Annotated in this window: 20 protein-coding genes; 9 read left to right on the plus strand and 11 right to left on the minus strand. The window is 72.4% G+C overall.

Annotated elements, in window-relative coordinates:
- Nucleotides 1-254 precede the first annotated feature (254 nt).
- The 5 genes from ACWGJ2_RS20155 to ACWGJ2_RS20175 form a co-directional block, all read right to left on the minus strand.
- On the minus strand, nt 255-962 hold the full coding sequence (locus ACWGJ2_RS20155) for a GOLPH3/VPS74 family protein (RefSeq protein ID WP_453347499.1): 708 nt from the start codon (nt 960-962) through the stop codon (nt 255-257).
- A gap of 104 nt (nt 963-1,066) precedes the next feature.
- Nucleotides 1,067-1,483 (minus strand): VOC family protein, encoded by a 417-nt coding sequence (locus ACWGJ2_RS20160; RefSeq protein WP_453347500.1) that lies wholly within the window; start codon nt 1,481-1,483, stop codon nt 1,067-1,069.
- 10 nt (nt 1,484-1,493) lie between these two features.
- Complete coding sequence (locus ACWGJ2_RS20165) at nt 1,494-1,922, minus strand: helix-turn-helix transcriptional regulator (protein ID WP_453347501.1); 429 nt, start codon at nt 1,920-1,922, stop codon at nt 1,494-1,496.
- A 110-nt stretch (nt 1,923-2,032) separates the two neighbouring features.
- Nucleotides 2,033-4,447, minus strand: a complete 2,415-nt coding sequence (locus ACWGJ2_RS20170; protein ID WP_453347502.1) for an ATP-binding cassette domain-containing protein — start codon at nt 4,445-4,447, stop codon at nt 2,033-2,035.
- A gap of 210 nt (nt 4,448-4,657) precedes the next feature.
- Nucleotides 4,658-5,608: a LysR substrate-binding domain-containing protein gene (locus ACWGJ2_RS20175; protein WP_453347503.1), complete on the minus strand. Its 951-nt coding sequence runs from the start codon at nt 5,606-5,608 to the stop codon at nt 4,658-4,660.
- Between the two features lie 71 nt (nt 5,609-5,679).
- Here ACWGJ2_RS20175 and ACWGJ2_RS20180 point away from each other — a divergent pair, with 71 nt between their 5' ends.
- From ACWGJ2_RS20180 to ACWGJ2_RS20205, 6 genes are all read left to right on the plus strand, one after another.
- On the plus strand, nt 5,680-6,582 hold the full coding sequence (locus tag ACWGJ2_RS20180; RefSeq protein WP_453347504.1) for a dihydrodipicolinate synthase family protein: 903 nt from the start codon (nt 5,680-5,682) through the stop codon (nt 6,580-6,582).
- Nucleotides 6,583-6,739: 157 nt separating this feature from the next.
- Nucleotides 6,740-7,693, plus strand: coding sequence for a bis(hydroxyethyl) terephthalate hydrolase (gene bdeA, locus ACWGJ2_RS20185; protein WP_453347505.1), 954 nt, complete (start codon nt 6,740-6,742; stop codon nt 7,691-7,693).
- 211 nt (nt 7,694-7,904) lie between these two features.
- A complete protein-coding gene (locus ACWGJ2_RS20190; RefSeq protein WP_453347506.1) occupies nt 7,905-8,342 on the plus strand; it encodes a hypothetical protein in 438 nt (145 codons plus the stop codon).
- 364 nt (nt 8,343-8,706) lie between these two features.
- Complete coding sequence (locus ACWGJ2_RS20195; protein WP_453347507.1) at nt 8,707-10,332, plus strand: PP2C family protein-serine/threonine phosphatase; 1,626 nt, start codon at nt 8,707-8,709, stop codon at nt 10,330-10,332.
- A complete protein-coding gene (locus ACWGJ2_RS20200; protein ID WP_453347508.1) occupies nt 10,329-11,456 on the plus strand; it encodes a cobalamin B12-binding domain-containing protein in 1,128 nt (375 codons plus the stop codon). Before ACWGJ2_RS20195 ends, ACWGJ2_RS20200 begins: the two co-directional genes overlap by 4 nt.
- 240 nt (nt 11,457-11,696) lie before the next feature.
- Nucleotides 11,697-11,822 carry a hypothetical protein gene (locus tag ACWGJ2_RS20205; protein ID WP_453347509.1) on the plus strand — a complete coding sequence of 42 codons (126 nt, stop codon included), beginning with the start codon at nt 11,697-11,699 and terminating at the stop codon, nt 11,820-11,822.
- Between the two features lie 54 nt (nt 11,823-11,876).
- On the opposite strand, the gene ACWGJ2_RS20210 is transcribed toward ACWGJ2_RS20205, so the two are convergent.
- Nucleotides 11,877-12,713, minus strand: coding sequence for an endo alpha-1,4 polygalactosaminidase (locus tag ACWGJ2_RS20210; protein WP_453347599.1), 837 nt, complete (start codon nt 12,711-12,713; stop codon nt 11,877-11,879).
- Between the two features lie 83 nt (nt 12,714-12,796).
- Nucleotides 12,797-13,654, minus strand: a complete 858-nt coding sequence (locus ACWGJ2_RS20215; RefSeq protein WP_453347510.1) for a LysR family transcriptional regulator — start codon at nt 13,652-13,654, stop codon at nt 12,797-12,799.
- Nucleotides 13,655-13,724: 70 nt separating this feature from the next.
- Between ACWGJ2_RS20215 and ACWGJ2_RS20220 the strand changes: the two genes are divergently transcribed.
- The gene (locus ACWGJ2_RS20220) at nt 13,725-14,663 is read left to right on the plus strand and encodes an EamA family transporter (protein WP_453347511.1); all 939 of its coding nucleotides are present in this window, start codon (nt 13,725-13,727) and stop codon (nt 14,661-14,663) included.
- On the opposite strand, the gene ACWGJ2_RS20225 is transcribed toward ACWGJ2_RS20220, so the two are convergent.
- The 4 genes from ACWGJ2_RS20225 to ACWGJ2_RS20240 all read right to left on the minus strand — a co-directional run bounded on the left by ACWGJ2_RS20225 (nt 14,656) and on the right by ACWGJ2_RS20240 (nt 19,806).
- Nucleotides 14,656-15,534, minus strand: a complete 879-nt coding sequence (locus ACWGJ2_RS20225; protein ID WP_453347512.1) for a carbohydrate ABC transporter permease — start codon at nt 15,532-15,534, stop codon at nt 14,656-14,658. The two genes, ACWGJ2_RS20220 and ACWGJ2_RS20225, sit on opposite strands and share 8 nt — an antisense overlap.
- Nucleotides 15,534-16,442, minus strand: a complete 909-nt coding sequence (locus ACWGJ2_RS20230) for a carbohydrate ABC transporter permease (RefSeq protein WP_453347513.1) — start codon at nt 16,440-16,442, stop codon at nt 15,534-15,536. Before ACWGJ2_RS20230 ends, ACWGJ2_RS20225 begins: the two co-directional genes overlap by 1 nt.
- 5 nt (nt 16,443-16,447) lie before the next feature.
- Nucleotides 16,448-17,788 (minus strand): ABC transporter substrate-binding protein, encoded by a 1,341-nt coding sequence (locus ACWGJ2_RS20235; RefSeq protein WP_453347514.1) that lies wholly within the window; start codon nt 17,786-17,788, stop codon nt 16,448-16,450.
- Between the two features lie 470 nt (nt 17,789-18,258).
- Nucleotides 18,259-19,806, minus strand: a complete 1,548-nt coding sequence (locus ACWGJ2_RS20240) for an FAD-dependent monooxygenase (protein WP_453347515.1) — start codon at nt 19,804-19,806, stop codon at nt 18,259-18,261.
- 117 nt (nt 19,807-19,923) lie between these two features.
- On the opposite strand from ACWGJ2_RS20240, the gene ACWGJ2_RS20245 reads away from it, so the two are divergent.
- Nucleotides 19,924-20,634, plus strand: coding sequence for a TetR/AcrR family transcriptional regulator (locus tag ACWGJ2_RS20245; protein WP_453347516.1), 711 nt, complete (start codon nt 19,924-19,926; stop codon nt 20,632-20,634).
- Nucleotides 20,635-20,952: 318 nt separating this feature from the next.
- Complete coding sequence (locus ACWGJ2_RS20250; RefSeq protein ID WP_453347517.1) at nt 20,953-21,123, plus strand: hypothetical protein; 171 nt, start codon at nt 20,953-20,955, stop codon at nt 21,121-21,123.
- Nucleotides 21,124-21,166: the final 43 nt, after the last annotated feature.

A 21,166-nucleotide genomic window follows, 5' to 3' on the forward strand; every position in this document is an offset into this window, starting at 1 on the left:
ATCGACTACTGCTGAACAGGGCGGGAGCAGACACAGTTGGGGCAGTCCGGTGGCCGCTCCCGCACGGTGTGCCTGCTCTTCCGAAGCACGTGACCACACGCCTCCCCGACAGCTCAGGGGGCAAACCTTCGAATCCTCATTCCATCCGTACGTGGGGTACGCGAGGGGAACGGCCAACTGGGGCCGGGGCAGGGGACGATGGCCCTTCCGGCGCACGTCGGGGAGGAACGGGCCCTCCCTCAGCAGCCTCAGCCTCAGCCGCCTCCGCCGCAGCCACCACCGCAGCCGCCTCCGCCTCCGCCGTCCCCGCCCCCGCTGCCGGACTGGGCCGAGGCCACCTTCCTGCGGACGGCCGTCGCCTGCCAGGAAGCCCGCACCAGCGGGCGCATCTCCTTGCGCACGGCGCGCGGCACGCCGAGGCGGCGGGCGAGCTTGGTGGCCTTGAGGAGGGCGGCCAGCGCGCGCGAGCCGTGGTCGCCCTGGCCGTACACGCCCCAGTCACGGAACGCGGCGAGCCGCTGGGCCCGCAGTTCCGTGGCGAACACCCGGTAGTGCGTGACGGGGAACAGGCCCAGGGCCCGGCGCGTCTCGGAGCGCAGCACGCCACGGGCGGCGAGTGCGTCACCGGTCAACTGCTGGGCGCGCCGGGAGTAGAGGTCCAGCCAGCGCTTCGTCCGCACGTCGCGCTTCCCCTGCGTGAGGGTGGACAGCGCGTCGTCCAGGAGCGGGACTCCGGTCCGCACCCCCGCCGTCACCACGATCCGGCCGCGCTCCTCGGCGACCTTGCCCATGGTCTCCAGCTCGATGAGCGTGGCCGCCGCCAGCCCCCAGCGCAGATAGCGCTGATCGACGGCCGGTTTGCCCCGCTCAGGATCGATGGCCAGGAGCAGCAGCTCCTCGGAGAGCGTGAACGCGGCTCCTGTGGTGTCGCCGAAGGCGCCAGCGCTGCCAATGCCGTGCATGTCTTCCTCCCCCGTCGCCTCACAGGGGAGACGCCGTACGCGCGCGCTGTGGTTGCGCCACGCGCGCGTACGGCGTCGAAGCCGAACCCCCCGACGGGGGAGGCTTACTTTTTGTGGGCCTGCGTGAAGCGCAACTGGTTGCCCGCGGGGTCGCGGAACGCGCAGTCCCGTACGCCGTACGGCTGGTCCATGGGCTCCTGGAGCACCTCCCCGCCCGCGGCGCTGATGCGCTCGAAGGCGGCGTCGCAGTCGTCCGTGGTGAAGATGACACCGCGGAGCAGGCCCTTGGCCATCATCTCCGCCATGGCCTGCTTGTCGGCCGGCGACGTGTTCGGGTCGGCGGCGGGCGGCTCCAGGACGATGTTCACGTCCGGCTGCGAGGGTGATCCGACGGTCACCCAGCGCATGCCCTCGAAGCCGACGTCGTTGCGTACTTCGAGGCCGAGCACATCGCGGTAGAAGGCGATCGCCTTGTCGTGGTCGTCGACGGCGATGAAGCATTGGGAGAGTGTGATGTCCATGCCGCTCACGCTACGGCCGGGTGGCGGGATCCGCTTCTCCGTTCCTGACCGGTCGCGTGTGGATCTTGGCGATGCACGCCGGGATGGCGGCGCCGTCCTCGTGGTCGCGCGCACGGTAGGCGCTCGGGCTCTCGCCGACGAGCTGGGTGAAGCGCGAGCTGAACGATCCCAGCGACGTACAGCCGACCGCGAAGCACACCTCGGTCACCGTGAGGTCGCCGCGCCGCAGCAGTGCCTTGGCCCGCTCGATGCGACGGGTCATCAGGTGGCTGTAGGGCGTCTCGCCGTAGGCGGCGCGGAAGCTGCGGGCGAAGTGGCCCGTCGACATCAGCGCCTCGCGGGCCAGCGCGGGGACGTCGAGCGGCTCGGCGTAGTCGCGGTCCATGCGGTCGCGGGCCCGCCGCAGCCGGACGAGGTCGTCGAGGTCTGGCCGTCTCATACGCACAGTTTCCCACGGTGTCCGGGCCCGGACCCGGACCCGGGCATGGCCGCACCGGCCGACGGCATCGTGATCGCCGTCGGCCGGTCGGCCCCCTCGGACGTCCCAGGTCAGGCGCCGATATAGGCCGCCAGGTGCTCGCCGGTGAGGGTGGAGCGGGCCGCGACGAGGTCGGCGGGCGTGCCCTCGAAGACGACCCGGCCGCCGTCGTGCCCCGCGCCGGGGCCGAGGTCGATGATCCAGTCGGCGTGCGCCATGACCGCCTGGTGGTGCTCGATGACGATGACGGACTTGCCCGACTCGACGAGCCGGTCGAGCAGCCCGAGCAGCTGCTCGACGTCGGCGAGGTGGAGGCCGGTGGTCGGCTCGTCGAGGATGTAGACGCCACCCTTGTCACCCATGTGTGTGGCCAGCTTGAGCCGCTGCCGCTCGCCCCCGGACAGCGTGGTCAGCGGCTGGCCGAGGCTGAGGTAGCCCAGTCCGACGTCGGCGAGCCGAGTGAGGACGCGGTGTGCTGCCGGGGTGCGCGCCTCGCCCGCGCCGAAGAACTCCTCGGCCTCGGCCACCGACATCGCGAGCACCTCGCTGATGTCACGGCCGCCGAGGTGGTATTCGAGCACCGACGCCTCGAACCGCTTGCCGTCGCACTCCTCGCAGGTGGCGGCGACGCCCGCCATCATGGCCAGATCGGTGTAGACGACGCCCGCGCCCTTGCAGTTGGGGCAGGCACCCTCGGAGTTGGCGCTGAACAGCGACGGCTTCACGCCGTTGGCCTTCGCGAACGCCTTGCGGATCGGGTCGAGCAGCCCGGTGTACGTCGCCGGATTGCTCCGCCGCGAGCCGCGGATGGGCGCCTGGTCGACCGACACCACGCCCGCCGAGGCGGGGACCGAGCCGTGGATCAGCGAACTCTTGCCGGATCCCGCGACGCCGGTCACGACGGTGAGCACACCGAGCGGGATGTCGACGTCGACGTCGCGCAGGTTGTGCTTCGTCGCGCCCCGGATCGGCAGCGTCCCGGTGGGCTCGCGCACCGTCTCCTTGAGGGCGGCCCGGTCGTCGAAATGACGCCCGGTGATGGTGCCCCCTGCCCGCAGCCCGTCGACGGAGCCCTCGAAGCAGACGGTGCCGCCCCCCGTACCGGCGCCGGGACCGAGGTCCACGACGTGGTCGGCGATCGCGATCGTCTCCGGCTTGTGCTCCACGACGAGCACCGTGTTGCCCTTGTCGCGCAGCCGCAGCAGCAGGTCGTTCATCCGCTGGATGTCGTGCGGGTGCAGGCCGATGGTGGGCTCGTCGAAGACGTAGGTGGTGTCGGTGAGCGACGAGCCGAGGTGGCGGATCATCTTCACGCGCTGGGCCTCGCCGCCCGACAGTGTGCCCGAGGGGCGGTCGAGCGAGAGATAGCCGAGGCCGATCTCCACGAACGAGTCGAGCGCGTGCCGCAGCGAGGCGAGCAGCGGCGCCACCGAGCGCTCTTCCAGGCCGCGGACCCAGTCGGCGAGGTCGCTGATCTGCATCGCGCAGGCGTCGGCGATGCTGATCCCCTGGATCTTCGAGGACCGGGCGGCCTCGCTGAGCCGGGTGCCGTCGCACTCGGGGCAGGAGGTGAAGGTGACGGCGCGGTCCACGAACTCCCGGATGTGGGGCTGCATCGCCTCCCGGTCCTTGGCGAGGAACGACTTCTGGATCTTCGGGATCAGCCCCTCGAAGGTGAGGTTCACGCCCTCGACCTTCACCTTCGTCGGCTCGCGGTAGAGGAAGTCGCGCATCTCCCGCTCGGTGAACTCGCGGATCGGCTTGTCCGGGTCGAGGAAGCCCGACTCGGCGTAGGTCCGCACGGTCCACCAGCTGTCCGACTTCCAGCCGGGGATGGTGAACGCGCCCTCGGAGATCGACTTGGAGTCGTCGTAGAGCTGTGTGAGGTCGATGTCCGAGACCGCGCCCCGGCCCTCGCAGCGCGGACACATGCCGCCGGTGCGGGTGAAGGACACCTTCTCGGCCTTCTTGTTGCCGCGCTCGACGGTGATCGCACCGCTCGCGCGCACCGAGGCGACGTTGAAGGAGAACGCGTTGGGCGAGCCGATGTGCGGCTCGCCGAGGCGGCTGAAGAGGATGCGCAGCATCGCGTTGGCGTCGGTGGCGGTGCCGACGGTGGAGCGGGGGTCGGAGCCCATCCGCTGCTGGTCGACGATGATCGCGGTCGTCAGCCCTTCGAGCACATCGACCTCTGGCCGCGCCAGCGTCGGCATGAAGCCCTGGACGAAGGCGCTGTAGGTCTCGTTGATCAGCCGCTGGGACTCCGCGGCGATCGTGCTGAAGACCAGCGAGCTCTTGCCCGAGCCCGAGACACCCGTGAACACCGTCAGCCGGCGCTTCGGGATCTCGATGCTGACGTCCTTGAGGTTGTTCTCGCGGGCGCCGTGGACGCGGATCAGATCGTGACTGTCGGCGACGTGGCCTTCGGCGACGTGGCCTTCGGTGGGGTGCGGTGCAGGCGACTGTCTGTCCGTCCTCGCGGTCATGCTGATCGTGTCTCCATCTGTCGGGCGGGCCGCTTTCGCGGTCTCCGTCAAGGTCGCCTGGCGCGCTCTGACCGGCTGTCGGTGCCGCCGGGGTCCGTGGTCCCCGTGGCCGGCGGCTTCCGGCCGGTGTCCATGGCAGCCACGCTAGCCGTGCGCCGGTGGCCGCGCTTCTCGATTCCTGATCGGCCCGGGAGCCGGTCCGGCACGTTCCTACGGCGGGCCCGCCGGGTTCGCAGGGTTCGACGGGCCCGGCGCCGCCGGGTCGGCCAGCTCCCTCGGCACGGCCGCGCGCAGCGCCGCGGTGACCGCGAGGACGGCGGGGTGCGAGGCGGCGCCAGCGCGGAAGGCCACCCGGGTCCTGCGGTGGAGGCGCAGGCGGGTCAGCGTGACCGCGGGCCACGGGTCGGGCAGGCCGAGCCGTGGCAGGAGGGCGACGCCCTGACCGGCCGTGACGAGGGTGAGCACGGTGGCGAACTCGTCCACCTGGTGGCGGACGCGCGGGGTGAACCCGACGGCCTGGCAGGCCCGGACGGTCATCGCGTGGCACAGCGTCCCCGGGGTCGCCGTGATCCAGGGCGCGTCCTTCCAGTGCTCGATCCGCGAGCCGTCGGGCACCCCTCCGGGGACGAGGGGAGAGGACGCGAGGTACATCGGCTCGGTGCACAGGGGCTGGGAGTCGAGGCCTGTCTCCGCGGGGGTGGGCACGAAGTCGTAGTCGTGGACCAGCGCCACATCCAGGTCCCCCGCGCGCAGGGCGTCGGCGACACCTGCCGGGTCCACCTCCGACACCATCGGCTCCAGCCGTGGGTGCCTGCGCGCGAGCAGGGTGAGGACCGTGGGGACCATCGTGCGTGTGGCGGAGGGGAAGGTGCCGATGCGCAGGGTGCCCGCCGGGCCCTGACGGGTGTCGGCCAGCTCGGAGGCCGCCTGTTCCAGGCGTTCGAGGACCGCTTCCGCGTGGCGGACGAGGTTCTGCCCTGCCGGGGTGAGGGTCACCCTTCGTCCGGTCCGCTCCAACAGGGGGACGCCCGCCTCGCGTTCGAGGGCGCTGAGCTGCTGGGAGACGGCCGACGGGGTGAACGTGAGCGCTTCGGCCACCGCCGTGATGGTGCCGCGCAGCGACAGCTCCCGCAGGAGGCGCAGACGCCGGACGTCGAGCATCAGTTCAGCTTAGGCTTTGTTTCAGAGATGTGAACTGGACCTACGGGATTGCGTGGCGCGACCCTCGTGTCATGACTCGACAGACATCTCCGCACGGAATTCACGTACCGCTCATCACGCCCTTCACCAGCGAAGGAGCCGTCGCAGAGCACGCACTCGAAGCGCTCGCGCACGCGGCGCTGGACGAGGGTGCCACGGGGATCGTCGCGCTGGGCACCACGGCCGAGGCGGCCACGCTGGCACCGTGGGAGCGGACCGCGGTGGTCGACGTGTGCGCCCGCGTCTGCCGGGAGCGGTCCGCGCCCCTGACGGTCGGCGCGGGTGGCAACGACACCCGGAGCAGCGCGGAGGCGCTGGCGGAACTCGCGCGGTGGCGGGAGGTCACCGCGGCGCTGGTGACCGTCCCCTCCTTCACGCGCCCCTCGCAGGCGGGTGTCGTCGCGCACTTCTCCCGGCTGGCGCGGCACAGCCCCGTGCCGCTGATCGTGTATCACGTCCCGTACCGCACAGGGCTGCCCCTCGACGCGGCCACATTGCGGGAGCTGGGGCGGCTCCCCGGGGTGAGCGGGGTCAAGCTCGCGCAGGGCGGCATCGACCACGGGGTGATGGATCTTCTCGGGGACCTGCCGGACGGCTTCGCCGTGCTGGTGGGGGACGACCCGTTCCTGTCCCCTCTGCTGGCGCTCGGCGCGGCCGGCGGCATCGTCGCCTCCGCGCACGTGGCCACCGGCCGGTTCGCCGAGCTGGTGACGGCCTGGTCCGACGGCGACGTCGTACGCGCCCGGCACCTCGGGCACTCCCTGGTGCCCCTGTCGGAGGCGCTGTTCGCCGAGCCCAACCCCACCGTCATCAAGGGGGTGCTGCATCAGCAGGGCCGCATCCCCACGCCGGACGTGCGGCTGCCGCTGTTGCCCGCGGGCGCGGAGTCGGTGGACGAGGCGATGAAGCGCGCGGCCGAGCTGGGCGGTCTCTGAGGGCGGCCTCGGGAGAGGGCTCAGGGGAGCTCTCCGGGGGAGGTTCCGGGGCCCGTGCGGCGAAGGCCGGTGATTTCACCGATGTGAGGCCGAGGGGGCGCCACCACGATGACGGGTGTTCTTCCCCGACCCCTCACCTCACAGAGAGTTCACCCTCATGGAGCCGCAACACACCCCCACTTCTACGGAGCCCTCGCCGCGGCGCGGGTCCCGTGGCCGCCGGATCGGGCTCGGCCTGGCATCGCTGGCGCTGGCCGTCGCGGGAACCGGCGCCGTGCTCCTGCCGTCCGCGCAGGCGACACCTGAGACCAGATCCGCCACCGCGCAGGCCGAGAACCCCTATGAACGGGGCCCGGACCCCACCGAGTCGAGCATCGAGGCACCGCGCGGCTCGTACTCTGTCTCCGAGCGGAGCGTTTCCTCCCTGTCGGTCCGCGGCTTCGGCGGCGGCACGATCTACTACCCGACCAGCACGGCCGACGGCACCTTCGGCGCCGTCGCGATCGCCCCCGGCTACACCGCCTACCAGTCCAGCATGTCGTGGTACGGCGAGCGCCTGGCCTCCCAGGGGTTCGTCGTCTTCACCATCGACACCAACACCACCCTGGACCAGCCCGCCAGCCGCGGTGACCAACTCCTGGCCGCGCTGGACTACTTGACCGACGACAGCCCCGTCAGGTCCCGCATCGACAGCGGCAGGCTCGCGGTCATGGGCCACTCCATGGGCGGCGGCGGCACGCTGGAGGCAGCCAAGGACCGTCCGTCGCTGAAGGCGGCGATCCCGCTGACACCGTGGAACCTCGACAAGAGCTGGCCCGAGGTGAAGGTCCCGACGTTCGTCGTCGGTGCCGACGGTGACACCATCGCCTCGGTCTCCTCGCACGCCGAGCCGTTCTACCAGAGCCTGCCGTCCTCGACGGACCGTGCGTACATGGAGCTGAGAAACGCCACGCACTTCACCCCGAACACCTCGGACACGGAGATCGCGAAATACAGCATCTCCTGGCTGAAGCGGTTCGTCGACGAGGACACCCGCTACGAGCAGTTCCTGTGCCCGCTGCCCACGGCGGACCTCCAGATCGCGGAGTTCCGGGGCAACTGCCCGCACTGACAGCCGTACCGACAGGCGTACTCGCGCCACTCACACACATGAGTGACGTGTGAGCCGCACTCGAACCGAACGACGCCGGGGCTCCCCGGGCGGAACACTCGCCCGGGGAGTCACCCGTCTGTGCGACGGCACCATGCGGTGCGGGTCCAACCGCCCCTGGTTGGCCGGTCGTTCGGGGGACGGCGGGCCGGTCGGCGGCTAGCCTCGGGCCATGAACGTACGAGGCGCGGTATTCGTGGTGGTGCGCGGCCCGGCCGACAAGGCGGAAGCGGCCCTGGCGACGATGCGGAAGGCGGGCCTCTTCGCGGAGAAATCCGTACGGGGCCCCGGCACGATCGAGGTGTTCTTCCACGGCGGCGACTCGCGGCCCAGCCCCGCGTTCATGGATGCCTGCACCGCGCAGGTCGCCAAGGCGGCCATCGGGACCGACTTCGTGGTGGAGGAGACCGGCACGATCGACAGCGAAGCGGCCTCCCGCCGGCTCGCCTACGACCGCAGGAGCGGCGAGTGGCTGGGCGCGTTCCTCGACACCGACACCCCGCCCGAGCGGCGCCGGGAGACCCTGGCACGCCTGGCGGCGGAGCGGGGCATCGCCGTCGAGGACATCGAGCTGCGGGACCCGCCGGAGTTCCGGCTGCCCCCGGAGTGACGGGCGCACGGCGGACGCGGCGCGCCCCGGGCCGTCCGGGCAGCTCAGCGCAGGTCCGGGCGGGGCGGCTCCGGTGCGGGGTGCCCGTGTGCGTGACGCGGATTTCGGGATCAGGCGCTGGAGCGTAGCGTGTAAAACTGGATAAAGCCGACAAGACGACCGAGAGGTGACAGACGGTCGCCGACGGGCGGCGGACGGCGGAGCACGGGCGGAAGGCGGGCGAGGCGGTGAGCGGCCACCGATGAAGAGCTGCGGCTGTGAGAGTTCTCCGCCATCCGGGCAGGGCGAAGCGGAACCGCCCAGGCGGCGGAGCGGGGGCGGCCCGGAAACGTGGCCCGTACCGCCGGGGGAGCTGCTGGACCTGGTGGACCAGGCGGTCGTGGTGTGCGACGAGACGGGCACGGTGCGCGCCCACAACAGCGCGGCGGCCCTCTTCTTCCCCCGGCTGAGGCCCGGAGAGGCGCTGAGCACCGCCCCGTGCGGGCCGCTGGCGGCAGCCGCCGGGCGTGACGCGGACGGCTTCGACGCCCCGTTCGAGGGGCGCAGGCTCTCGGGGCGCAGGCAGTGGCACGCCGGACGGGCGGTGTGGCTGGTACGCGACGTCAGCGGCACGGGCGGCATCAGCGGTGCGAGCGACAGCGGCGGGATCCGGAACCGGGCCGGGGGCCACGGGGAGAGCCCCATGACGCTGTCCGAGCGCGCGGACTTCCTGGAGGGCGCGACGCAGCGGCTGGGCGGCTCACTGCACCACGGCCGCACAGCGCGCACACTGGCGCGCTACGCGCTGCCGGAGCTGGCGGACACGGCCCTCGTGGTGCTGCCCGTACGCGGACGCCTCACGCACTGGTACCGCGTCGGCCCAGGGAACGCCGAGGCGGCGGGACAGGTGACGGCCGCCGCGCTGGAGGACGTACCCGCCCTCGCGGACGCACTCTCCGGGCTGCGCCCGCGCCCCGCCGTCCTCGAAGCGGGGGAGCGCGACCGGCTGGCCGCGGCCCTGCCGGGGGAGCTGGGCGGCCCGTGCGGGGACGCGCTGGTGCTCCAGCTCGTGGGCAACGGCGTACCGGCGGGGGCGCTGCTCCTCGTCAGGGAACCGGGGCGCGAGGGGTTCGGCGGGCCCGACGTCGAGCTGGCCCGGCAGCTCGCCGCGCGCGCCGCGCCGGCGCTCACCACCTCGGCCCTCTACTCCGAGCAGGCGCACACCACCGCCGTCCTCCAGTCGGGCCTGGCACCCGGGCCCCTCCCCGCCGTCGCCGGGGTCAGGCTCGGCGCGGCCTACCGGCCGGCGGCCGAGGCGCTGCGCATCAGCGGCGACTTCTACGACGTCGCGCCCTCCGCGGACGGCGGCGTGTCCTTCTTCTTCGGGGACGTGTGCGGCAAGGGCGCGGAGGCGGCACTCCTCGCCGGGATGGTGCGGCAGAGCCTGCGCACCCTGGAGCTGACCCGCGCGGACGAACTCCACCAGCTCCGGACGCTCAACGCGGTGCTGCTCGACGACGAGAACCGCTTCACGACCCTGGTGACGGGCTCCGCGCGGCCCGCGCCGGGCGGCGGCCTGGAGGTGACGGCGGCCGGTGGCGGCCACCTCCCGCCCCTGGTGCTGCGGGCCGATGGGCGGGTCGAGGAGATCGGGATCGACGGCGCGCTGGTCGGCATCCTGCCCGAGGCGGACTTCGACGAGGTGGCCTTCCACCTCGGCCCCGGAGAGCTGGTCCTCCTCTACAGCGACGGCGTCACCGAGGCCCGCGGCGGCCCGGCGGGACACGAGCTGTACGGCGACGAGCGGCTGGCCAGGGACCTGAGCGGCTGCGCGGGGATGCCTGCGGGCGCGGTCACCGAACGCGTGGAACTGCTCATCACGGAGTGGCTCGGCGGACGCCCACACGACGACGTCGCCGTACTGGCGCTCCAGGCCCCCGCGCCCCCCGCACCCCACGCACCCGCGGCTCCGGCGCCGGAGGCCGGGCCGGGGGAGGGCGACGAGCGGTGAGCGGGACGAGCGAGGTGCGCGGCCGAGGGGGCGGGATCGACGAGGGAGTGCGCGGTGCCTTCGACACCTGTCTGGTCCGCGCCGACGAGGAGGCCGCCGTCACCCTCGTCGAAGGGCTCGTCGCCGACGGGGTGAGCGCGGAAGAGGTGCTCCTCGGGCTCGTCGGCCCCGCCCAGATCGCGGTCGGCGCGCGCTGGGCGGCCGACCGGTGGACCGTGGCCCAGGAGCACGCGGCCACCCATGTGAGTGAGCGGTGCGTCATCGCCGTCGCCGAGGCGAGCCGCCGCCGGGACGGAACCGGCCGGGCCGGGGACGCGGTCGCGGGCGGTGTCGTGGTGGCGTGCGGCGACGGCGAATGGCACACACTCCCCGCCCGTCTGCTCGCCGAGGTGCTGCGGCTGCGGGGCTTCCGCGTCCGCTTCCTCGGCGGCCACGTCCCCACGGCCCAGCTGCTCTCCGACGTGCACCAGAACGGTCCTGACGTCATCGCGCTCTCCTGCACCCTCGGCATCCGGCTGCCGCCCGCCCACCACCAGATCGAGGTGTGCCGCAAGGCGGGGGTGCCGGTCCTGGCGGGCGGGCCGGGGTTCGGGCCCGAAGGCGCACGCGCCCACACCCTCGGCGCCGATCTGTACGCACCCGACGCACCGGCAGCGGCCGAGCTGCTGGAGCGGCACTGGCCGCCCCGGCTGAGCGGCACGTCACGGGTCAGGACGCGGTGGGTCACGGCGTACGCGTGGATCGTCAGACACCGCACCGAGCTGCTGCGGGAGGCGACGGCGCGGCTGCGGGGCGCCGTCGCGGAGCGGCCGGCCCCCAGCGGCGCGGACGGCCTCCGAGGCGGGCGGCCCCCGCGCGGCGACGTCCTCACCACCGGCACGGTGGGACAGCTCCTGGACGCCCTCGCCGCCGCGGTCTACACCGACGACCCGCGCGTCTTCACCGACGACCTCGCCTTCACCGCCGGCTTCCTGGCCGCCCGCTCCGTCGATCCCGCGCGCCTGCGCACGGTGCTCAGGGCCCTCGCCGGGCCGTTGCGCGACAGCCCGCACGCGCTGGCGCACCTGGCCGAGGGGGAGCGCCTGCTCGACGCGTGGCCGGGCGCGAGCGGGCCCGTCGGCTGAGGGGAACCGCACAGCGGGACGCCGGATCAACAGTCAACAGCCGTTCTGCGTATGGCGGTTCACCTGCCGAGGCCAATGCCCGCGCCATGAAGAAGACAACCGCACGCGCGTGGGCGACCGCCCGCGGCCGCGGCGTTCCTCGCCGGGTCCGTCGTCATCGCGGCACCCGCCCAGGCGACGGCCGAGCGCTGCCGCACCTACCTGGTCTCCGTCGGCTACCCGGCCGAGACCGACCAGGCGTTGCGGGGCGGGTGCCTCACGGGCCAGAACAACACCAACATCGCACTGTGCACGAGCGCGCTGGAACTCGCGGGCGTATCCCCCTTCCACGCCAACATCGCCTGCCACCTGGCCCGCGAGGCGTGACCACGGACCGGCCGGGCACGGCGCCCCCCCCGCCGCCGCACCCGTCACCCCGCCTCAGCACTGCCGGTAGACGTGTCCCTTCTCGCCCGCAGGGCGCACATCGCGGTCGCGGAGGGTGATGGACAGCTCGTCGGCGTGGGCGCGGCACGCCTTGGCGAAGTCCTTCGCGCCGTACTCGATGTCGAAGACACGGTTCTCGTACGCGTCGGCGAAGTCGCCGCACTCGTCGTAGTGCGCGCACTCCTCGACGACGGCGAAGTCGAAGCCGATGCGCTCGTGCGCGTCGAGCAGGTCCGTGGTGTTCTTCTGCGCGATGGCCAGGCCCTGTTGGTGGGCGCGCTCGGCCAGGAGGCGGGCGAAGGCCGTCGCGTCTTCGGGGGTCAGGAGCCCTTCGGAGCGCTCGTAGGAGTCGAGGTTGTCGGGTTCGACGGCGTCGAAGCCCGCATCGGCGCAACCGTCGAACCACGGGCCGACGATGTCCATGAGGGCCTCGCGTTTGCGCGCGGTGGAGATGTCCAGCAGCGGCTCCTCCCAGTCCTCGTCGACGACCAGCTCTCCGTCGCCGTCGTGCAGCAGCAGCTCCGGGTGCTTCTCGCGCCACGTGTCGATCGCGTCGCCCGGCTGGGTCTGGAAGGCGTTGACGTAGCAGATGTTGTAGCGCCCCTGCGCGGGGTCGGCCGTGCGGTCGCGGGAGACGGCCCGCACCCCGGACGGGGGTTGGTAGGGGCCGCCGAGCTGGTAGTCGAAGACCGCGTCGGCGCGCGGCGGCCTGACGCGCTCCTCACCCGACGACGATGACGAGGACGAGGAACCCTGTGCGGGCCCGTCGGCCGCGGACGAGCAGCTCGCGCACAGCGCCACCAGCAGCGCGAGCAGCGGCACACGGCGCAGGGCACGCCGGGCAAAGCGCAGGGTGCGGCGCGGGACGAGGGGGACGGGGCCGGTGGGCGGGGACTGGTGGATGACGGTGCCTCTCACTGATGACGCCGGTACAGGTCGCGCAGGAGGGCGACGGCCGCGTGCGTGGCGGGATGGGGGTCTTGGCGGCGCCAGATGAGCCGTACGGCCACGGGTGCCGCGTCGCGCAGCGGGCGGAAGGCGATGCCCTCGCGCCGGTACTGCGTGGCGGTGCTCTCGGGGGTGACGCCGACGTTGCGGCCCGTGGCGATCAGGGCGAGCCAGTCGTCGATGTCCCGGGTGTACTCCACCGAGGGACGCTGCCCTACGGGCCACAGGTCGGCCGTCGTGGTGCCGGTGCGCCGGTCGATGAGCAGGGTGCGTTCGCGGACCTCGTCCAGCCCGATGGAACGGCGCCTGGCCCACGGGTCGTCGGCCGCCACGGTGCACACGCGACGCTCATGGCCGACGACCGCGCTCTCGAAGCGCCGCTCGTCGAAGGCGGCACGCACCACGGCGAGATCGCAGGTGCCCTCGGCCAGCCCGCCCGTCGGCGAGTTGGCGCGGACGAGTTGCAGCTCGACGTCCGGGTGCAGTGTCGCCCAGCGGCGCTGGAACTCGGCGGTGTGCCGCCCCATGGCCGACCAGGCGTGCCCGATCCGCAGCCGGGTGTGCCCGGTGGCGGCCTCGGCCACCAGATCGTCGGCCTCCGCCAGCAGATGCCGGGCCCGGGCCAGCACCCGCGCCCCGTCCGCCGTGGGGGTGACGTTGCGGCTGGTGCGGTGCAGCAGCCGTACGCCGAGGATGTCCTCCAGCGCGATCAGCGTGCGGGAGACCGCCGCCTGCGAGATGCCCAGGTCGATGGCCGCGTCCGTGAAGCTGCCGGTGTCGACGATCGCCACCAGGCAGCGCAGATGCCGCAGCTCCATGTCCATGACCTCAGCGTATAGATGCCCGTGCGCACGCATTATGTGGGCGTGCGGGGTGCCGCGCATGCTCCCTCGCATGAAGATATCCGCAGGTGAGCAGCGGCCCGCGACCGCCCCGGCGGCGGGCGGCCGAGACGGTGGGCCGGAGCGGCTGGCCGGGGTGGCGATGATGTGCGGCAGCGGGCTGTCCAACCAGCTCGGCGCGGCCACCGGCGCGCTGGCCTTTTCCGTGCTCGGGCCCGCGGGTGTGGTGGCGGTACGGCAGTGGGTGGCCGGGGTGGTGCTGCTGGCGGTGGGCAGGCCGAGCGTGCGTGCCTTCACCTGGCGGCAGTGGTGGCCGGTGGTGTCGCTCGCGGCCGTCTTCGCCACGATGAACCTGTCGCTGTACACGGCGATCGACCGCGTCGGGCTCGGCCTGGCCGTCACCCTGGAGTTCCTCGGGCCGCTGGCCGTGGCCCTGGCCTCCTCGCGCCGCGCGCTCGACCTCGGCTGCGCGGTCACCGCGGGGGCCGCCGTCGCCGTCCTCGCGCGGCCCCGGCCCACCACGGACTACGGGGGCATCGCGCTGGGTCTGCTCGCCGCCGTCTGCTGGGCCTCCTACATCCTGCTCAACCGCACCGTCGGCCGTCGGCTGCCCGGCGTGCAGGGCTCGGCGACGGCCGCGGCGCTGTCGGCGCTGTTCTACGTGCCCGTCGGCATCACCGTGCTCGTGCACAGGACCCCGACCGCGGGCGCCCTCGGCTACGCGGCCGTCGCGGGCATCCTCTCCTCGGCGGTGCCCTTCCTCAGCGACCTGCTGGCGCTGCGCCGCGTGCCGGCGCGCTTCTTCGGCGTCTTCATGAGCGTGAACCCCGTGCTCGCCGCGCTCGTGGGACTGGTCGTCCTGGACCAGGCACTGGGGTGGCCCGAATGGCTCGCCATCACGGCCATCGTCGCGGCGAACGCGGCCAGCGTCCTGACGGCGGGCCGCCCCGCCTCCACGGGACGTCGTGGAGGCGGGCCCGGGGCTACTTGAGCCCGGTCAGGGTGATGCCGCGCACGAAGTAGCGCTGGCTGAGGACGAGGATGACGGCGGTGGGCAGGAACAGCAGGACGGAGCCCGCTGCCGTCAGGTGCCAGAGGGTGAAGTTCTCCTGGTTGAAGAGCGTCAGGCCGACGGGAATGGTGCGCATCTCCTCCGACGTGGTGGCCACCAGGGGCCACAGGAACTCGTTCCACTGGAAGACGAAGGTGAACAGGCCGAGGACGGCGAGGGCCGGTTTGGTCTGCGGCAGGATGATCCGCCAGTAGAGGGTGAACTCGCTCGCGCCGTCCGTACGGGCCGCGTGCAGCAGGTCGTCGGGGATGGGCTGGATGAACTGCCGCATGAGGAAGATGCCGAAGGCGTCCATGAGGAACGGCGTGATCAGGCCCTGGTAGCTGTTCAGCCAGCCGAGGTCGGACATCATCACGTAGAGCGGGATCATCCGCACGAAGAACGGGATCATCAGCGTCGCGAGGATGCCCAGGAAGAGCGTGTTGCGCAGCGGGAAGTCGAACTTCGCGAAGACGTAGCCCACCAGCGGGTCCAGCAGCAGATGGGCGAGCGTGATGCCGCCCGCCACGACGATGCTGTTGACGATGAAGTTCCCGAAGGGCGCCTCCCGGAAGAGGGTGGCGTAGTTGCCCCACTGCGCCGACTCCGGCACGAGTACGGGGTCGCCCGAGAGCGTCTCCCCTTCCGTCTGGAGGGACAGCGACACCATGTAGACGAGGGGGACGAGCGTGATCAGGCTGGAGACCACCAGCAGCACATAGGCGGCGACGTTGCCGAGCAGCAGCCCGCGCCTCCGGGCCCCGGCACGCGCCGCGACCGTCCCCCCGGCTGTTCCTTCGACCGCCGCCATCAGTGCTGCACCTCGCTCCGTCGGCCCAGACGTAGCTGCACCGCCGTGAACGCGACGATGACCAGCAGGAGCAGCACCGAGAGCGCCGAGGAGTACCCGAAGTCGCGGGACCGGAAGGCGACGGTGAAGACGTGGAAGACATACAGGTCCGTGGCCCCGGCCGGGCCGCCCCCGGTGATGATGTACGCCTGCCCGAACGCCTGGAGACCGGAGATCACGGCGATGACGGAGACGAACAGCGTGGTCGGCGCGAGCAGCGGGAGTGTGATGCTCCGGAACCGCTGCCACGTCCCGGCGCCGTCGATGTAGGCCGCCTCGTAGTAGACGTCGGGTATCCCCTGGAGCCCTGCGAGGAACAGCATCATGGTGTAGCCGACGATCTGCCACAGCGTGATGACGACGAGGGTGGCCAGCGGCTCGGTGTTGAGCCACTCCTGTGTCGGCAGCCCCCACCCCGTCAGCAGCCGGTTGAGGATGCCGAGCTGGGGGTCGAGGATGTTGCGCCAGAGCAGCCCGACGACCGCGACCGAGGTGAGGTAGGGCACCAGCAGCGCCAGCCGGAAGGCCGTGCGCCCCCTTAACGGCCGGTTGACGAGCAGCGCGAGGGCCAGGCCCAGGACGATGGAGCCCACCGTGGTGCCCACCGCGAAGAGGAAGGTGACGGTGAAGGCGTTTCGCGCGGCAGGGTCGGCGAAGGCGTCGGCGTAGTTCCCGAGCCCGGTGAAGCGGTCGGCCCTGGGGCCGTCGTGCAGGCTGGTGGTGACGACGTTGGCGATCGGCACATAGAAGAAGACGCCGAAGAACACGATCGCGGGCGCCAGAAAGAGATACGCGGTCCGCGCCTGGCGGCCCCGCAGCGTGAGGCGGCGGCGTGGTGTGGAGGGGGGCCCTGGCGGTTTCTCCGGCATCCCCGCTACCTCTTCAGGAGCTTGCGCGCGGCGGCGACGTACTCCTCGTACGCCTCCTCGACGGGCTTCCCCTCCATGACGACCCCCTGGTAGAGCCGCTTGAAGAGGTCGGTGGTGATCTCGCCGTAGTGGCCCGTCAGATAGACGTCGCGGTACGGGTCCTCGGCGTAGCCGACCCCCTCGGCGAAGGCGCGCGTCGTCGGATCGTCGCGCACCTGCCCGGCCTTGGCCCACGAACGGCGCGGCATCATCATGCCGGCCTCCTTGGTGGCGGCCAGCTCCACGTCGAGTGCCGTGATCCGCTTGATGAAGTCCCAGGACAGGTCCGGGTTCTTCGCCTTCGCGGGGACGAACACACTGGTGCCCGCCAGGATGGTGGACCGCTTCTTGCCGCGCGGGGCCTGGGCGATGCCCAGTTCGAGGTCCGGGCTGCTCTTGGCGATCGGCGCGAGGTCCCAGGGGCCGCTGACGATCATCGCGGCGCGGTCGGCGGAGAGCAGCTTCTGCGGCCCCGAGTAGTCCGTGCCGGGCGGCGGCACGGGGGAGACCTTGTGCCGGTGCACGAGGTCCGCCTGGAACTGGAGTGCCTCCAGGGCGGCGTCGCGGGGCACGAGGAAGTCCTGCGTGGCGCGGTCGTACTGCCGCACCCCGTTCTGGAGCAGCCACGGCCAGGCGTAGGACTGGTCCTGGTTGAGCGCGATGCCGTGCACGTTGTCCCGCGTCAGCTCCTTGGCGGCGGAGACGACCTCGTCCCAGGTGGTGGGGGGCTCGATCCCGGCGCGGTCGAGCATCCGCTTGTTGTAGAGCAGCAGGCTGCACGTGAGGTGGAGCTGCACGCCGTAGGGCTCGCCCCGGTGCGAGTTGTGCCGTACGGAGGCGGGCTGCCAGTCGTGCGGGTAGCCCATCTTCTCGCCGTCCCGCTCGACGTACGGGCGCAGGCTCGCGGCGTCCCCGCTGAGCGCGAACTCCTGCGTCCAGCCGCCGGGTTCCTCCACGAGGTCGGGCACGTTCTCGGAGTTGAAGTCGGTCAGCAGCCGGGTGCGCAAGTCGTCCCACTGGTAGAGCTGCTGCCGCACCGTGACGCCGTGGTCCTTCTCGAACTCCGCGATGACCTTCTGGTACGCCTTGTAGTCGTGCCCGGCGTTCCAGTAGGTCGTGAAGGTGTCGCCGCCGGAACCGCCACCGCCCCCGTTCCCGCCGCCCTCGTCCTCGGGGGCCCCGGCGCCACAGGCCGACAGCGGCAGGGCCGCGGCGGCGCCCGCTGCGGCGCCGAGGAGCCGTCGCCGGGACATCGGCATCGGCATTGGCATCGACATCGGCGGATGCGGTGGATCGCTGGCAGCCATGAAGGGGCTCCTCTCGACGCGCGACTCGGACGCCAAGCCACGCGCGCTGCCCGCCGGTCGGCACGGGCGCACGCGCTCACACTCACGCTCCGGAGTACGGGCGCCACCGAGGGGTCGTCAACCCTCCGGCCGTCCCTATGTGCGCCGTACCGGCGATCCGCGCGGTCCCGGCAGGGCCACGCGGGGACTGCGGCACCGTGCCTCGGGTGACGGGAGGGGCGAGAAGGGGCCTGCGGCCGGGGACGGTGCGGCGGAGGCGGCTGTGGCGGGGGAGGGGAGAGACAAGGGAGCGGCCCCGTCGACGGGGGAGACGACGGGGCCTGCTGCCAGTGTGACATCCCCGGCGCGTTCTGTCCCGGCCTTGCGCCAACCCTGGCGCGCCACGGTGGTCCGGAGGGGCGGGGCGACCCGGTGTGAGGCCCGGCGCGGGACCCGGCGCGGGACCCGGTGCGGAACCGGCGGTGGGGGCCTCAGTCCGGGCTGAACCAGCGGGTGAGGGCCGCCTTCAGCTCGTCGGGGTCCGTGCCCGACCAGGCGACGTAGCCGTCGGGCCGGATGAGCAGGGCGGACGCGGGGCCGTCGGGTGCCGTCGCGGCCACACGGCGCACCCGGTCGGCCCAGGGCTCCGCGACATCGGCGAGCCCGCCGCCTGTGACGGGGCCGCCCCCGCCCGTGAGGTCGAGGAGCACGGCGCGGGCGTCGCGCAGCAGCTCGGCGAGGCGCAGGGTGCGTCCCTCGGCGGTGGTCAGGTCCAGGGGCGGTACGAACCGGCCGGTGGGTTCGTGGGGGTGTTCCTCGCCCATGTCGTAGCGGACGTCGGCGCCCGCCATCGCGTCGGCGATCACGCGCACGTTCTCGGTGCGGCCCAGGAGTTCGGCGAAGAGCCCGCGCAGCGCTGTGACCTCGGTACCGGGCGCCAGCAGCGCCGACCCGGCCCGGGTGTGCGCGACCACGCGCTCGCCGCTCGCGTGGCGCTCGGCCCCATAGCTGTCCAGCAGGTCGGCCGGGGCCCACCCCTGGAGGGTGGCGGCGAGCTTCCAGGCCAGGTTGGCCGCGTCGTGCAGCGCCGTGTTCAGAGTCGGCCCATGGCTGACGTGCGCTGCGTCCCCGGCGAGGAAGACGCGGCCCTCGCGGTAGCGGTCGGCGTTGCGGAAGTTCCGGCCGCACAGTCGGCGGAGCAGGGTGGGCGCGCCCTCGGGCGGCGGGGACAGGGGCAGGCGCACTCCGAGGACCCGTTCGACGCTGTCCGCCATCTCGTCCAGCGACATCGGCTCGCCGGGCCCCGGAGAGCTGCCCGCGGGATGCTCCTCCCACTCCGCCGTGTTGATCAGTGGCCGCTCCGGGTCGTGCGCGAGGAAGGTGAAGACGCCCCGCTCGGTGCGGTGGAAGAGCGCCGGGATCTCGCCGAGGCCGTCGATCACGACGCGCCCACGCGGCCCGGCACGGAAGCGGTCGCTCGGCGCGACGAGGGCCGACCGGTCGACGACGTGTCCGTCGACGGTGCCGGGGAAGGTGATCCCCGCCTGCTTGCGCACCAGGCTCCGGCCGCCGTCGCAGCCGACGAGATAGCGGGCCGCGAGGGTCGTACGGGTTCCTTCGGGGCCGCGTGTCACGACGTCTACCCACTCGTCGCGCTGGCCGAAGGACAGTACCTCCCAGCCCCGCCTTACCTCCGCGCCGAGTTCGGCCGCGCGCTCGCTGAGCACACGTTCGAGATCGCGCTGGTTGACCGGCAGGAGATACATCGGGTTCTGCTCGCCGAGCGCGACCAGCGGCAGCGGCAGCCCGCCGTAGAACGCGCCGGGCGCGGGTTCGGGCGCTCCGCGGCCTCCGCAGCGTTCGTAGAGGCCGCGGTGGTCCAGCAGCCGCACGACCTGCCCGGCGAGGCCGTGCGCCTTGTCCGCCGGGTCGGGTTCCGGGCGTCGTTCCAGTACCAGGGCCCGTACTCCCGCGAGGCGCAGTTCGCAGGCGAGGAAGAGGCCGGTGGGTCCACCGCCGACGATGACGACATCGAACATCGCTGACCGCTCCTGTGAGGTGTGTGAGGCTCCGCGGCATGCGCGCGCGGATGCCGTTTTAGATACAGAGGTGTACCTAAGAGCGGTCACGGTAGGCCGCCGCGATAAGATACGCAAGTGAATCCAAAGAGCGAGCGGGAGCCCGAGCCGAAGCGCGGGGCGAGCGGGGCGGCGCATGGTGGTGGCGCGTCCCGTCGGCGCGGGCTCGCGCTGGAGAACGCGATCCTCGACGCCGCGTGGGACGTGCTGGCCGAGCACGGCTACCCCGGCTTCACCTACGAGTCGGTCGCAGCCCGCGCCGGTACGAGCAGGCCCGTGCTCTACCGGCGCTGGCCCCGGCGCGAGGACCTGCTGCTGGCCACGCTCACCAGGTCCTGGCGGCCGATCGAGGTACCCGACACCGGTGCTCTCCGCGACGACGCGCTCGGCTTCCTCCGCAACGCCCGCGCGGGCCGCACGCACATGATCACGATGATGAGCGTGCAACTGGCGGACTACTTCCGCGACACGGGCACCGGCTTCGCCGAACTGCGCGACGCCCTCCTCGCCCTCACCCCGAACCGCGCGGCCCCCTTCGAGACGATCGTCGCCCGCGCGGTCGCACGGGGCGAACTGCCCGACGTGCCACGTCCGCCCCGCGTGGTGAACCTGCCGTTCGACCTGTTGCGGCACGACATGCTGATGACGATGCGACCGGTGTCGGACGAATCGATCACCGAGATCGTGGACGAGGCGTGGCTGCCACTGCTGGGGGTCTCCGGGGCCCGTGTCGGAGCGTCTGCACGTCAAGATCATCTCCCGGATTCCTCCCGGTGCTCGGGGACATAGGTGCGATCCTCAGCAGATTCACGGGGCTCAATGAGGTAGACGCGGTCGTCCATCAGAACAAGGCCACTCCGCAGGGCACTGGCTTGTCCCCCTCTGGGCTGGCTCTTCGTCACATGTCCACCACGAACAGCGCCCGACGCGTGCGAAAATCCCACTCGCTGATCGCTACTGCGGAGAGGGCGCGCCGCTCGGCAGCCGGGTCCTGGTCGCCCACAACGCGCAGTTCGACTACGACTTCTTGGCCCACGAGTTCGCCCGCGCACCGCTGGCGATCGGGACGTCCGCATCGTGGGCGGCGGCGCGACGATCCTGGAGTACGTGAACGCCGGCCTGATCGACGAGTTCTCGATCGCGCTCCCACCTGTGCTGTTCGGCTCCGGAATCCGCCTGTTCGAGGGCGTGGACGCCGGCCGCGTGGCCCTGGAGCAGGTCCGCGCGGAGTCCTCCTCAAGGGTGACGGACCTGACCTGCACCGTCCGGAAGCGGTAACTGTCCCGAACTCGGCGCTCTCCCGCCGTCGTCGCCAGGACGT

The sequence above is a fragment of the Streptomyces sp. NPDC054796 genome (assembly GCF_053611545.1).